This is a genomic window from Pseudoalteromonas caenipelagi (genome assembly GCF_013140855.1).
GTDB lineage: Bacteria > Pseudomonadota > Gammaproteobacteria > Enterobacterales > Alteromonadaceae > Pseudoalteromonas > Pseudoalteromonas caenipelagi.
Map to the genome: position 1 here is coordinate 764,238 of NZ_JABBPG010000001.1, position 14,763 is coordinate 779,000.

General features: G+C 42.5%; 11 protein-coding genes. 6 read left to right on the top strand and 5 right to left on the bottom strand.

The features are described from left to right. Window positions 1-41 precede the first annotated feature (41 nt). Genes purM through HG263_RS03340 form a run of 3 tightly spaced genes read left to right on the top strand, consistent with a single transcriptional unit; the run spans window position 42 to window position 2,450 of the window. Window positions 42-1,094: a phosphoribosylformylglycinamidine cyclo-ligase gene (purM, locus tag HG263_RS03330; protein ID WP_171624640.1), complete on the top strand. Its 1,053-nt coding sequence runs from the start codon at window positions 42-44 to the stop codon at window positions 1,092-1,094. Continuing rightward, the gene (gene purN / locus HG263_RS03335; RefSeq protein WP_171624641.1) at window positions 1,094-1,741 is read left to right on the top strand and encodes a phosphoribosylglycinamide formyltransferase; all 648 of its coding nucleotides are present in this window, start codon (window positions 1,094-1,096) and stop codon (window positions 1,739-1,741) included. Before purM ends, purN begins: the two co-directional genes overlap by 1 nt. After that, complete coding sequence (locus HG263_RS03340) at window positions 1,686-2,450, top strand: DUF3108 domain-containing protein (RefSeq protein WP_171624642.1); 765 nt, start codon at window positions 1,686-1,688, stop codon at window positions 2,448-2,450. Before purN ends, HG263_RS03340 begins: the two co-directional genes overlap by 56 nt. A 51-nt stretch (window positions 2,451-2,501) precedes the next feature. On the opposite strand, the gene HG263_RS03345 is transcribed toward HG263_RS03340, so the two are convergent. Further along, window positions 2,502-3,266 (bottom strand): class II glutamine amidotransferase, encoded by a 765-nt coding sequence (locus HG263_RS03345; RefSeq protein ID WP_171624643.1) that lies wholly within the window; start codon window positions 3,264-3,266, stop codon window positions 2,502-2,504. A 203-nt stretch (window positions 3,267-3,469) separates the two neighbouring features. Here HG263_RS03345 and HG263_RS03350 point away from each other — a divergent pair, with 203 nt between their 5' ends. Next, window positions 3,470-3,898, top strand: coding sequence for a peptidoglycan-binding domain-containing protein (locus HG263_RS03350; RefSeq protein WP_171624644.1), 429 nt, complete (start codon window positions 3,470-3,472; stop codon window positions 3,896-3,898). 89 nt (window positions 3,899-3,987) lie between these two features. Here the strand turns inward: HG263_RS03350 and HG263_RS03355 are convergent, their stop codons facing one another. Then, a complete protein-coding gene (locus HG263_RS03355; protein ID WP_171624645.1) occupies window positions 3,988-5,370 on the bottom strand; it encodes a Na+/H+ antiporter NhaC family protein in 1,383 nt (460 codons plus the stop codon). A gap of 413 nt (window positions 5,371-5,783) precedes the next feature. On the opposite strand from HG263_RS03355, the gene HG263_RS03360 reads away from it, so the two are divergent. Then, window positions 5,784-6,020, top strand: a complete 237-nt coding sequence (locus tag HG263_RS03360) for a hypothetical protein (protein ID WP_171624646.1) — start codon at window positions 5,784-5,786, stop codon at window positions 6,018-6,020. 63 nt (window positions 6,021-6,083) lie between these two features. On the opposite strand, the gene topA is transcribed toward HG263_RS03360, so the two are convergent. Both topA and HG263_RS03370 read right to left on the bottom strand, forming a co-directional pair. Further along, a complete protein-coding gene (gene topA, locus HG263_RS03365; protein WP_171624647.1) occupies window positions 6,084-8,723 on the bottom strand; it encodes a type I DNA topoisomerase in 2,640 nt (879 codons plus the stop codon). Between the two features lie 245 nt (window positions 8,724-8,968). Then, window positions 8,969-12,025 carry an Ig-like domain-containing protein gene (locus HG263_RS03370; protein ID WP_171624648.1) on the bottom strand — a complete coding sequence of 1,019 codons (3,057 nt, stop codon included), beginning with the start codon at window positions 12,023-12,025 and terminating at the stop codon, window positions 8,969-8,971. Between the two features lie 167 nt (window positions 12,026-12,192). Between HG263_RS03370 and HG263_RS03375 the strand changes: the two genes are divergently transcribed. After that, window positions 12,193-13,518, top strand: coding sequence for a dicarboxylate/amino acid:cation symporter (locus tag HG263_RS03375; protein ID WP_171624649.1), 1,326 nt, complete (start codon window positions 12,193-12,195; stop codon window positions 13,516-13,518). Between the two features lie 68 nt (window positions 13,519-13,586). On the opposite strand, the gene HG263_RS03380 is transcribed toward HG263_RS03375, so the two are convergent. Beyond that, a complete protein-coding gene (locus tag HG263_RS03380; RefSeq protein WP_171624650.1) occupies window positions 13,587-14,756 on the bottom strand; it encodes a cystathionine beta-lyase in 1,170 nt (389 codons plus the stop codon). Window positions 14,757-14,763 lie beyond the last annotated feature (7 nt).

Sequence of the window (14,763 nt, forward strand, 5' to 3'; positions counted from 1 at the left end):
GTTTCTAAGCAACCCATAAATAGCAATTTTGAGGAAAACCTGTGAGCGAACAAAAACAGTCTCTTAGCTACAAAGACGCAGGCGTAGACATCGATGCGGGTAACGCATTGGTAGAGCGCATAAAAGGCGTAGTGAAAAAAACTCGCCGTCCAGAAGTAATGGGCGGAATCGGTGGTTTTGGCGCACTATGCGAACTTCCAACTGGTTACAAAGAGCCTGTATTAGTTGCTGGCACTGATGGCGTAGGCACCAAACTTCGCCTTGCTATTGATTTGAAAAAACACGACACGGTTGGTATCGACCTAGTGGCAATGTGTGTTAATGATTTAATTGTCCAAGGTGCTGAACCCCTATTTTTCTTGGACTACTACGCGACAGGTAAACTTGATGTAGATGTTGCAGCAGATGTTGTAACCGGTATTGGTAAAGGCTGTGAGTTAGCGGGTTGTGCCCTTATCGGCGGTGAAACCGCTGAAATGCCAGGTATGTACGAAGGCGACGATTACGACATGGCAGGCTTTTGTACAGGTGTGGTTGAAAAGTCAAAAATCATCGACGGTACTAAAGTTGCTTCAGGCGACCAACTGATTGCTTTAGCGTCAAGCGGCCCTCATTCAAACGGTTATTCACTAATCCGTAAAGTACTTGAAGTATCAGGCGCTGACACGAGTTCAGAGTTTGAAGGTAAAACGCTTGGCGAACACTTACTTGAGCCAACGCGCATTTATGTAAAACCTATTCTTGAACTACTTAAAGACGTTGATGTTCACGCACTTTCTCATATCACTGGCGGTGGTTTCTGGGAAAACATTCCACGCGTACTACCTGAATCAGCAAAAGCAGTTGTAAAAGGTGATAGCTGGCAATGGCCTGCAATTTTCAACTGGCTGCAAGACAACGGCAACATCAGCACTCACGAAATGTACCGCACGTTCAACTGTGGTGTTGGCATGATCTTAGTCGTCCCTGCTGATAAATTAGAGCAGAGTCTTAAGATTTTAACTGCACACGGTGAAAACGCTTGGCATATTGGCGAAATCCAAAACGCCAATGCAGGTGAAGAGCAAGTTGAGATCATAGGTGGAAAAGCCTAATGTCTAACACTCGCTTAGTTGTATTGATCTCTGGCAGTGGTTCTAACCTACAAGCCATTATAAATGCTTGCCAGAGCAATCAAATTAAGGGAGAGATAGTTGCTGTTATTAGTAACAAAGACAAAGCATATGGCTTAACTCGTGCAGCCAACGCTGGCATACCAACGCGCGTTTTGAGCCATAAGGCATTTGCTACACGTGAAGATTATGACGTTGAATTAGCATCTTTAATTGAGTCTTTTGATCCAGATTTGGTTGTATTAGCTGGATTTATGCGTATTCTAACTCCTAGCTTAGTGCAAAAATTTAAGGGAAAAATGTTGAACATTCACCCATCTTTGTTGCCTAAGTATCAAGGGCTGAATACCCACCAAAGAGCAATAGATGCAAAAGACGATGTGCACGGTGTAAGCGTACACTTTGTGACTGAAGAGCTAGACGGTGGTCCGGTTGTATTGCAAGCTGAGGTACCTATCTTAGCCGATGACACAGCCGAGACACTGGCACAGCGGGTTCATGAACAAGAACATATAATCTATCCTTTGGTGGTCCAGTGGTTCAGCGAACACAGACTAACTATGGAAGCAGATTATGCCGTTTTTGATAACCAACCCCTTCCAGCTCAAGGCGCAACTTACCCAAAATAAAAAAATATGCGCTTGGCTACTCGGCTTAAGCGCTATTTTCTCCTGCTCACTATTTGCCAACCCACTTGTTCCTTACAGTGCCGAATATCAAGTTTCACGCAAAGGCTCAGTACAAGGGTCAGCATACCGACAGTTAAAACAAGTTGATAATGATACCTATCAATTGAAATATAAAAGTGAAATTGAATGGATGATTTTTTCTGATGAAAGAGAAGAAATATCAACATTTAAAATGCAAGGCACGCAACCAATACCCATGGAGTATTCTATGGTGCGCACAGGCACAGGCCCTGATAAGAACTACAAAATTACTTTTGACCACAAAAATCAAGCCATCTTATCAAATCAAGAAAAATACCCGCTAGATGTAAAATGGCTAGATGCCCAGCAAGATTTATTGACCTATCAATTGCAACTTCGCTACGACCTCAAAGCAGGAAAAAGAACGTTTAGCTACCCTATCATCGATAAAAAAGGTGCCCAACGTACTTACGATTTTGCTGTCGACGGCGAAGAAACTATCACCTTGCCCGTAGGGAACGTGAAAACCATACGCATTAAACGCCTTTATGATAATGATAAGCGCCAAGCCACAGTTTGGTTAGCCCCAGAGTATGATTATATGGTTGTAAAAATGTATAAAGGAAAAGAAGGCATTGAGCAATTTCAAGTGCAGTTAACGAAATATGAAAAACACAGCGACTTGTAACAAAATGGACAGGTAGTTGAAAGAGTTCAACTACCTCAGCAAGCTTAACAGCTAGATCTTTTCGCCCATCTTAAATAACACAAACTCACCCTCAGACATTTTCTGCCACTGCTCATCATTGGTCAGTGGTCGCGTTGCGATCACTGTCACCACATCGTTGGGCGTGGTTTCTTGTTGAAAATCGACCACCATATCTGCGTCAATAAGCGTTGCTTTGCCAAAGGGTGCTCTGCGAGTGATCCAATGTAGATTATTAGTACAATAAGCTAATACATACACACCGTCGGTCAAAAGCATATTAAATACACCTTTTTCTCTAAGCGTATCGGCAAGTTTAGCAGCATATCTAAATACCGACGCCATATTGCTAGGGCGCTTTGGGTATTTTTCACGTATTTTGTCAAGTAGCCAACAAAACGCTAACTCACTGTCGGTATTACCTACTGGACGGTAAAATTCAGGTTTTAAGTCATTATAATTAGATAGCTGACCATTGTGCGCATAGGTGATCTCCCTTCCCCACAACTCGCGCGTGAATGGGTGTGTATTCTCAAGACAGACCCTGCCTCGATTACCTTGTCTAATATGACTGATCACCGACATACTTTTTATCGGATATGCTTTAACTAGTTTGGCAATTTCAGATTGGCAGCTCGGTTCGGGGTCTTTAAACGTTCTACACCCTTTGCCTTCATAAAAGGTAATTCCCCAGCCATCTTTATGCGGTCCAGTGTTACCACCACGTTCCAAAAGTCCGGAAAAACTAAAACAAATATCTGTTGGGACATTCGCCGACATGCCCAATAGCTCACACATTAAATAAAACCCCTTTAAAAACTGAAGAAAACACCAACGATTAGATCACAAGCATACTATAATCTGACTGATGCTAGGGTTACGATTACTCTATTCTTATACTTAACACCCGAGAGCATTATGTCTCACTATCTGGGTGTCGTAAATATGGCAAGCGATTTAATATCTTTTTAGATATGTCTCTCAATCGGTGAGATAAAATTATGTGGAACATTCATGTACTGCTAACATTAATACTAGTTCTATTAAGTCCTCTATCCTATGCAACTAGTGGAAGAACTAATTCGGATGGGTGTCACAAAAGCAAAAAAGTTGGTTATCATTGCCATGGTAACTCTAAATCACTATCAACCTCTTATTCAATTCAAACTAAGCAGCCGACATCCAAACCAGCAAATAACATTGAGCATTTATCTGGTGTTAGTAATCCCCCAGATAATCACAACCTTGTATTCATAATACAAACATACCTCAATAAACTTGGTTACTACAAAGGAAGCATTAGTGGTGATTTTGATTTGAATACGAAAACTGCTATTGAAAAGTATCAATCAGAAAAGAAACTAGCCGTTGACGGTCAACCAAGCAATGAGTTAATTGGCGATCTTATAAGGGAAATAAGCGCTCAATAATAGTCGATTTAAACTATGTATAGACGAGTAAGTTAGATAAGCTTAACACAATCCAACATTTAAAGGGCACCGCTCGATGCCCTTCTCTATTAAGCCATTAACAAGAAGCCAATAAATGCAATGACAGCGGCAATTAATGCATAGGGAAGCTGTGTGACTGCGTGACTAATTAAGTTACATCCAGAGCCTTGTGCAGCCAGTACAGTTGAATCTGAATAGAAACACGCTTGGCTGCCAAATGATGAGGCTGATAGTAATGCACCAATCACAAGTGGGATATTGGCATCCACTGCAACAGCAAGTGGCATCACAATAGGTATCGTCACTGCAAAAATTCCCCAACTAGAACCCGTTGCAAAGGCTAAGATTGCCATAGAAAGAAACACCATCGCGGGCAATAACTGCGCCGTCATGTAAGGACTGAGTGAATCAATAACAAAGCGTGGTAGCATCAGCTGATCGCAGACATCTTTGAAGATAAAAGCCGCGATCACCGTACCAATGGCTGGTAACATACACTTAAAGCCATCGATCATTTGCTCTAGCATCTGAGCTAGCGTCATTAATCTTTGTACTAAATAAAATGGCACGGTCACAGCCAAAGTAGCCAATAACCCTTTCCAAACATCAATATCAAAATAAACGGTGAAAGCCACCAGCAAAGTGATAGGCACAAGAAAGTTGTACAACTTGCCTTGCTCATCAGCAAGTTCAAATTCCTGTTCAATGGCTTTAGCAGCGTATTCATCAGGCGTATGTACTTGCTCAAAGTCAACTTGATCTAACGCTGGTTGGCCTTTTTCAACTGCAGATTCTGCCTTTTTCATCGCGCCAAACAGTGGGATCACGCCAAGTACAACAAGTGGCACCATCAGCACCGCAACCCACGCGTACAGCATAAAAGGTATTGCTTGGATATAAGTGCTGATCCCCTGCCCTTGCTCCGCAACCCCATTGTCGACCAACAAGCCACCAAAAAATACCGCCCAAGTAGATAGCGGCACCAAAACACAAATAGGTGCGGCCGTTGAGTCAACCACATATGCAAGCATTTCACGTGATACTTTAAATTTATCTGTGACCCTGCGCATTGTTTCGCCAACCGTCAAGGCGTTAAGATAGTCGTCAATAAAAATAACCACACCGAGTAAGTAAGTCATTAACAGTGATGACTTACGTCCTTTTGTAAACTTTAAGGCATTTCGACCAAATGCCAGTGCGCCTCCGGTACGTACCAATAAAGCAATCAGCGCGCCGAAGCTACCGCACACTAAAATTAACCAGCCAATGGTCTCATCTGCCATGACTTTCAAAGAGGTTTCAGAAAATTTAGCGAGTATTTCGGACGGATTAATTAACGCTAAACCAACCAACGCACCTATGACAAGTGCAAGTATCGGTCGGCGAAGTAATACCGCAAGCGCGAGTACAACAATAGGTGGAATAACACTGATAACACTAGGCTCTAACATAAGGCACTTTCCCAATATTATTATTTAAAGAGTTAAGGCGCTATCTATACGTGCTATAGGTGCGCAAGTCTGCTTAATATTGGGTTGACCGATGCTTAGTATGGCCCTTCTTGAAACATCAGCGAGAAAATAAACAGGAAATTCACCGAGGTCAATTTCTTTTTAATCAAAAATAACATTTTTTACTGCTCGTTATGGATTGGTACCTTTGAGCTGTACTCTATCCGTTTAGGTGCACGCTTACTGACAGCATATAATTACTACTTTTCTTATATTCAACATAGAGTTAAATGAAAAAGAACGATACCGAGCAATAATCACATTTTTAACTCTTTACGAGTAAATTATTTCGTTTTTCAAGTTGTTTTTTTTAGTTTAAAAAGTGCTTGTCCAATTAACTTAAGGCAAAAAAGATGAAAAACACATTACTTGGTATGGTTGCAGCTTTAACTTTTGTTGCAACAAGTAGCCTGGCTGATGAAAATGCTGTTGCACCTCAAGAGTTAGTACAAGAGTTCACGCAAATGTGCTTAGAGTGGGCAAATGATGATGGCGTAGAAGCAAAAGATCTTAAAAAGTACGTTTTAGACTGTGTAAACGATGAGCTGACAAGCAGCAATTATCAGGCAGTATCAAACGTTGAGTTTTAATTAAACGACACGTATCCTCATTCATACTTCAATAAAAAAAGCCGGGTTTCCCGGCTTTTTTTATTACTTTTTCTTTTTCGATGCTTTGCTTTCTTCGACCCATTTACCGTTTTCAAAGGTGGCCTTCCAGCCAGTTGCCTTCCCATCAACCTCAGTCATCACATACTGAGTTTTGGTCTTTCTCGAATAGCGCACGACAGCTAAATTGCCGTCTTCGTCTTTCTCTGGTGCGTCGGCTAGATAATAGAACTTCGGAGATATTCTATCTCTGAAGCGCTTCAGTTCAGCAACCTTTGGAGCACGTGTTTCACGAGATTTCGGGAATGTATGTGCTGCTAAGAAAATTCCAGATGCTCCATCGCGTAGTACAAAGTATGCATCTGACTTTTCACACTCTAATTCAGGCAAGTGTACTGGATCTTCTTTTGGTGGCGCAGGTTCACCATTTTTAAGCAGTTTACGTGTGTTTTTACACTCAGCGTTACTGCATCCAAAGTATTTACCAAAGCGACCAGATTTAAGCTCCATATCTGAGCCACATTTATCACATTCGATAATAGGTCCGTCATAGCCTTTGAGTTTAAACGTACCTTTTTCAACGATATAGCCCTTACATGCAGGGTTGTTACCGCAAACATGTAGCTTGCGCGTTTCATCTATAAGATATGAATCCATCGCCGTTTCACACAACGGACAACGCTTCATTTGCATCAAGGTTTCGGTTTCAACATCTTCAACGTCTGCGGCAATCGCTTCATCACCAGAGACCAAGTTCATCGTGGTTGTACAACGCTCTTTTGGTGGTAAGTTGTAACCTGTACAACCTAAGAACACCCCCGTTGACGCAGTACGAATACCCATTTTTCGACTACACGTTGGGCAGTCTATGTCGGTTTCGACCATCACATTTTGGCGCATGCCGCCATGCTCTTCGTCTCCAGACGCCTTTTCTAGCTGTTTAGAGAAGTTATCGTAAAACTTGTCAAGAACTTGAGTCCAAACACGCTCACCTTCTGCGATGTCATCTAAGCGGTCTTCCATTTTTGCCGTGAAGTCGAAGTTCATTAAATCATTGAAATTTTCAACTAAGCGATCGGTAACGATTTCACCCATTTTTTCGGCAAAAAAGCGACGATTTTCAACGCGAACATAACCTCTATCTTGAATCGTTGAAATGATTGATGCATAAGTTGAAGGACGACCAATGCCACGCTTTTCTAGCTCTTTTACCAAGCTCGCTTCGCTAAAGCGTGCTGGTGGCTTAGTGAAATGTTGCTTCGGATCAAGTGCAACTAAATCAATAACATCACCCACAGCAACCGCTGGTAGCGATTGATCTTCTTCGTTTTTCTTACGAACTGACGGCTGTACTTTAGTCCAACCATCAAAGCGCATAACGCGCCCTTTCGCCTTTAGTGTATAGTCGTCAGCACCCACAGTTAATGTGGTTAAGTCATACTCAGCAGGTGTCATTTGACACGCAACAAATTGACGCCAGATGAGCTCGTAGAGCTTTTTAGCATCTGCATCTACGCCTTCAACATGACCAGATAACACATTCACATCAGATGGACGGATAGCTTCGTGCGCTTCTTGGGCGTTTTCTTTTGCGCTGTATTTAATAGGGTTTGCTGGTAAGTACTTATCGCCAAACTGTTCGGTGATATACTCTCGACACATAGCAACCGCATCATTGGACAAGTTGGTCGAGTCAGTACGCATATAAGTAATGTAACCCGCTTCATACAAACGCTGTGCAAGCATCATGGTTTTTTTAACACCATATCCTAAGCGTGTACTTGCCGCTTGCTGCATCGTTGAAGTAATAAATGGTGCACTTGGCTTGCTCTTGCTCGGTTTTTCTTCAACCTTAACAACTTTATAGTCACAGTTTTCAAGCACTTTGACCGCAGTCATAGCTTGCTCTTCGGTAACTGGTTTAAATGCGCTACCTTGATATTTTGTGACTTCTAAACGGATTGGCTGTTTTTTAGCGGTTACATCAGCATGAATATCCCAAAACTCTTCTGGAATAAAAGCCTTGATTTCCCTTTCACGTTCAACAAGCAAGCGCACAGCAACAGACTGAACGCGCCCTGCAGATAAGCCGCGAGCTACTTTTTGCCAAAGTAGCGGAGAGACCATAAAACCAACAACTCGGTCTAAGAAACGCCGCGCCTGTTGTGCATACACCATATCTGTATTCAGTTGCCCAGGTGTTTCAAAAGCTTGTTGAATGGCGTTTTTAGTGATTTCGTTAAAGACTACGCGCTTATACTTTTGCTCATCGCCACCTATGATCTGCTCTAGGTGCCATGCAATCGCTTCCCCCTCTCTATCCAAATCGGTTGCGAGATAGATGTGGTCAGCGTTTTCAGCAAGTTTTTTTAGCTCTTGTACTACTTTTTCTTTACCTGGTAGTACTTCGTAATGAGGTTCCCAGCCTTTCTCTGGATCGATCCCCATACGCGCAACTAAGTTAGCGTAATCTTTATTCTTTTTGTATATGGCTTTTTCTTCAGGCGACATTTTTCTAACTTCAGCTGGCGTTTTTGTTGCCAAGCCTTTCGTTTTTCCTGCACCAGAAGTAGGTAAGTCACGCACATGTCCAACACTGGACTTGACGATAAAATCCTTACCTAAATATTTGTTAATTGTTTTTGCCTTAGCGGGAGACTCTACAATTACTAGCGATTTGCCCATAGCTGCCTATTTTGACCCATCTTGTCTGAGTTTTGCCCGTCTTGGGCGACTAATATTTATAGGTATATCTACAAACACCTATTGTTACAAGCTTTAAATACAATCTTTTAGCTGTTTAATGATTAATTACACAATTTTTGTTGCTATTTTAAACAAAAAGTACAAAGCCAAATTTAAGCAGCGCAATATAATGGAAACAATATAAAAATGCCAACCCGAAGGTTGGCATTTTTATGTTTCATTTATTAGCCTGCATCTTTTATCGGCAGTGTAACTGCCGTTACAACCCCTTTCGGCGTAGTGAATATAAAGGATACAACACCTTCTTCTTTTTGGTTAGCTTCCAACTCTCGTGAAATAGTAAAATTGATACTTGATGCACTTTTGATATTTAGATTAGGTATTACAACATCAGAAACACCAGTATATAAGCCATTATCTGCACTAATAGCTATTTCAGTACCTTGTGGTAATGGATTGTTATTTACATCACTGTAAAATAATTCAATGTCTGCTTTTGTGATTGTTTGTACAGTGCTTGTGCCAAAATTAACTTCAGTTACATCACAGTATAAATCTGACCCTGACGCCTCTATATCAAGCGCTACAACTCCACCTATAATAACATCACTGCAAGAACTAGGTACAACCGTGTTATTACCAAGCTGTGCGCCCTTTTTAATCGCAAAACGATAGACGGGCACACTGCCTGACATAATAATTTCTGCACTGTCAAATACATCGATTATTGACTTGGTGCACTGCCCAGAACTTTGCTGTGCGACTGTACAACTTAGTCCGTTGTATTTACCGTCTCTGTCGGTAAAAGCACCATCGCCATTGCCATCCCACAGCTTCTCAAAATGACCGGCATTGGTGTTAAGCGGTGAGCATAGGTTAGCTGTGCTATTGGGCAAGCAGTTAGTGCCTTCAAAATTACCGTTCTCATTATCGTCTCTAAATGCTTCTGGCACATCATAAACAAGGCTAAATTCGTTGCTATCGAACAGGCCGTTACCGTTAACATCATTGAAGTTTTCTTCACCATCAGTGATAGCGATTAATGTAGCACGACCTGCCAGTGGCACACCTTCAGGATCGTTGGCCGCATTTAAAATGCCACCAATACAAGGTGCCGCTTTGGGCTCAGACGGTGCCGATGTGTTTGCTGAGTACAAATCACAATTACGGGTGCTTTCTAAAACTGATGCATTTATTTGATTGTTACCCACATTTAAAATTTGTTGGTGTGAAGGGTTAGAGTTGCCCTGTCCGATAAGGAATGACTTTTTAGCTGCGTACAATTTTTTAGGGTTATATGAGTCGACTCTATTGCCCCAATAATTTGTTGAACACTCCACCTGATTTGGCTTTTTGCAATCGATAGGACTGCGCGGGTCGCTGGATGGTTTATTGGTTACAAATGGAATAATATTTTGGCTAACCCAAGTTGCACTACAACGACCATCAGTTGTTTCACACTCAAGCTCTGCATTAAATTGCGTACCATCAACCGTACCCACTGCACCACCTTCGGCGCTAATGTAAACTTTGGTGCCATCGTGCACAAAGTTGCCGTATCTGTCGGCAACATTCACAGTAATTGGCACTTCTTGATTACTAAAGCTTAGCGTTTCTGTATTAAGCGTCTCAACCGATAAAGACATGGTTGAGTTTACAGGCAAGCCACTAGTCACACTTAAACGGCTTGAAACAGACATGATTGCTTCATCTTGTGGCACTAAACTGATGGTACCGCTTTGACAGCCAGCAGGCTTATTCTCAACATTACATGCGTCATAGCGCTCCTGCCAGCACGTCACTTCATCATTATTATTACTCGGGATTAATTCTGCTGGAATAAAACATGCTTGAACAACAAAACTTGAAGAAACATTACCAGAGCTCACGATTACTTTCGCTTCCCCTTGAGAGTCGGTGCGCACACTGCTTGGTACTAGCGTTGCGTCACTGTGCTTAGCTCTCAGTCTAAAGTCTATGCGCTGGTTAGCCGCTCCACCACTTAAGCTGTTAATCAGCTTAAACATCAGCTCAGAAGATTCTTTACGCTGCGGGCCACCTGTGCCTTTTAGCGCTAATAAGCTCTCGGTAGCGTCAACAAATTCAATCGATTGCGGTTTTGCGGGAGACACAGGAATGATGACCTGCTCAGTGACTGAGTTGCCCCCTTTAGAGATAGTAACCGATACGGTATCCCCTGTTGCGATATCACAGCCAAGGTTCTTATATGTTGAGTAAGCTATGCCACCCACACTCGTTGCGTTGGCATCAACGCTTGCTTTGTCGCCTTCAGCACACCCAGAAGAAAATGCCACATCTAATGGTGTTGTAACATAAGCCCCGTTTTGATCCCTAATTTCAACAGTCAATAACGTGGTTTCCCCCGCACCAAGCGCAATATCATTACCTTGCCCATCTTTATTTAAACCGTTATCAACACTGAGCGATAAATCTTCTGCGCCACTGGTAAAAGCAAAAGTGGCAGAAACTTCATTAAACGTGGCAGTTAACTGACCGGCGCCGCCTTGAAGAGGAGGACGGTATTTAAACAATGCAAAACCAAAGTTGTCGGTTACGCTCTTTTCACCAGATAAGATTGTGCCAATATCAGCCGCTAAGTTAACCAACACGCCAGACACGCCTTGACCTGACTTTGTACTCGATGCACCTACTAATACATCTACTTCTTCAATCGCATCTATTTTGTTGGTAGACGTACATTTCATCGCAGCATCTTCCAATGACTCGTTGTCACGATCACTTTCCCAGTTTGCTGGGCAATCAGTCAATACCTTGATCGTTAATTTAGTACTGTCATCCTCTATATCCGCTTCATCTCCAGATGAGTAAAATACGGTTTTGCTAGTAACGATATCACCTTCGCTTGGTGTATAAGTTGCAATAACCTCACCCCAGCCGCGACTTTCTCCACTTTCGATGGTAATCGTTGCAACACCGTCGGAGTTTGTTGCCCCGGTGCCCGCCTCTGGGCTTAAACGCCCTGAATGGTTTAACTGAAATTCGATCAGCTGACCACTTAATGGCTGATTATCTTGGGTAAGTGTTGCCGTTACGATACCCGCTCGGCCTTGTGCTATTGGGTGTTCTTCATCAAAAGCTGTACCGTCACTGTCAGCGACTGCAATAGTAAATGTAATATCTCCATTAGTACCAGAAGACGTACCATCACCATTGTTCGTTTTTTCTATCGTTCCACCGCCACCACAGGCGGTAAGTAACACACCCAGTACAATTGTGCTAAACCAGCGCATCAAAGGCATCAACCTATCTCCCTAGCATATTTAAAGCTGAATTTTTTCTCATACTACCTTAGAAACTGCCAAAAAATCACAGTTTTTTCTGATTTCTCACCGATTTTTTTTGCCAAAATCAATCAGCCTGTTAGGCTATGCAGATCGATTGACGCAAATCAGTTCAAACTTTAAATATGCAAAAAAATAATAAGATGAGTTTAACAACTCGAATCATGCTCGGCATGGTATTCGGGATTGTACTTGGTTTATCACTACAAGCCCTTTTTTCAGGTCAAGCTGAATACTTTATTCCCCTAGGTCTTTTCGACTTCCCAGTTAAGAGCTTTGTAGTTGATGGCTTATTTCATGTTGGTGGGCAAATATTCATTGCTAGCTTAAAAATGCTTGTTGTTCCCTTGGTTTTCATCTCTTTAGTGTGTGGTACATGTAGCTTAAGCGACCCTAAAAAGCTGGGCCGTTTGGGAGGCAAGTCAATTGGCCTGTATCTATTGACCACGGCAATTGCAATTACCGTTGCCATTACTTTGGCATTAATCGTTGCCCCAGGAGAGGGCCAGACTATCCCGACTAATGCAAGCTTCGAAGCGCAGCAAGCACCGACGCTTGCGCAAGTCATTATCAATATGTTCCCAACCAACCCAATCAATGCAATGGCCGCCGGTAATATGCTACAAGTGATTGTATTTGCTTTGCTGTTTGGGATTGCAATGGCGTTATCTGGGGAGCCTGGCAAGCGCGTTGCAAAAATGTTTGATGACTTGAATGTCGTTGTATTGAAGTTAGTTACACTGTTAATGAATCTAGCGCCATATGGCGTATTTTGCTTGATGGCTAAATTGTTTACCACCATTGAAATGGGGCTGATTGTTAGCTTGGGCAAATATTTCTGTGTGGTATTGGCTGCGCTGTTTATTCATGCACTCGTTAATTACTCCATTATTCTCAAGATACTTACTGGCTTAAGCCCAATTACCTTCTTACTTAAAATGAAAGATGCCTGTATGTTTGCATTTAGCACCTCAAGCTCAAGTGCCACGATGCCGGTAACCCTTGAGACTGCGACCAAAAAGCTTGGCGCTCACAACTCTGTCGCTTCTTTCACTGTGCCTCTAGGAGCAACGATTAACATGGACGGCACAGCAATCATGCAAGGTGTAGCAACCGTATTCATCGCCCAAGTATTTGCTATTGATTTAAGTATTACTGATTATTTGATGGTGATCTTAACGGCCACATTGGCTTCTGTCGGTACGGCAGGTGTACCAGGTGTAGGATTAATTATGCTTGCCATGGTTCTTAACCAAGTCGGCCTCCCTGTAGAGGGAATAGCAATTATCATTGGTGTTGATAGGCTACTAGATATGACACGTACAGCCGTTAACGTAACAGGCGACTGTATGGTTACTTGTATTGTGGCTAAATCTGAAAAAGAGTTCGACTTAGACGTATTCAACGACCCAAAGGCTGCCAAAGAGTTAGAAGAAAAAACCTCTTTATAGTCGTCTAAAAGCATGAAAAAAGCCCGCTATCAATGCGGGCTTTTTTTGTGACTAAATAGATTAAATATTTAGCAGTTTGATTCATAAACAGTTAGCGCTTGATCCAAATCCGCAATTAAATCTTCAACATCTTCCAGCCCTATATGTAACCGAATAATAGGACCCTGCTCCCACCCTGTGGTACTGCGTAAACCTGCCATGGTTTTGTTGGCGGTCACTAAACTTTCGTAGCCTCCCCAAGAAAAGCCCATTTTAAAGTGCTCTAACGCATCTAAAAACGCGTTGATTGCCTTTTGAGTACCTTTGTTCATTACGAACGAAAACAATCCATTGCTACCGCTAAAATCGCGTTTGAAGAACTCGTGCCCTGGACACGTTTGTAAAGCTGGATGCCTAACATGGTCAACCAGTGGGTGCTTGCTGAGCCAATCTGCCACTTGCAATGCTGCTTTTTCGTGCTGTGCTAAACGCACCGCCATAGTACGCAGCCCACGTAACGCCAGATAAGCATCATCTGCAGACGTACATTGCCCCAGTAAATAGGAGTGCTCACGAAGTGTTGGCCAGTACGTTTCGTTAGCTACAGCAACGCCCATCATCACATCTGAGTGACCTACAATATATTTTGTTGCCGCTTGAATACTGATATCTACGCCGTGGTCGAGCGGCTTATAATGCCAGCCATTGCCATAGGTGTTATCTAACATTGTGATTACACCATGGCGTTTAGCAGTTGCCACTAAACTTGGTACATCTTGTACTTCCATCGTTATTGAGCCCGGGGACTCTAAAAACAACACTTTGGTATTGTCTTGAATAAGCGCTTCGATACCCGCACCTATCATTGGATCATAATATGTTGTAGTAATCCCTAAACCCGCTAAAATTTTGTCACAGAAGTCTCTGGTAGGCTCATAAGCAGTATCAACCATCAATAGATGGTCACCCGCTTTTAAAAATGACAAGAGCGATTGGCTAATTGCGGCAGCACCACATGGATAAAGTGCGCAACCTGCACCATTTTCTAACTCCATTATCGCATCTTGAAGTGCATAATGTGTATTGGTGCCACGGCGCCCGTAAAACAAGGTGCGATTACCACGTTCCTTAATTGCATGATGCAGGTCAGCAACGCTATCAAACACGACTGTTGAGGCTCGTTGCACAACAGGGTTAACAACGCCTTGCGTATATTGAGATTTGCGCCCTGCACTTACCAACTTTGTATTTTTCTTCATTTTCTTA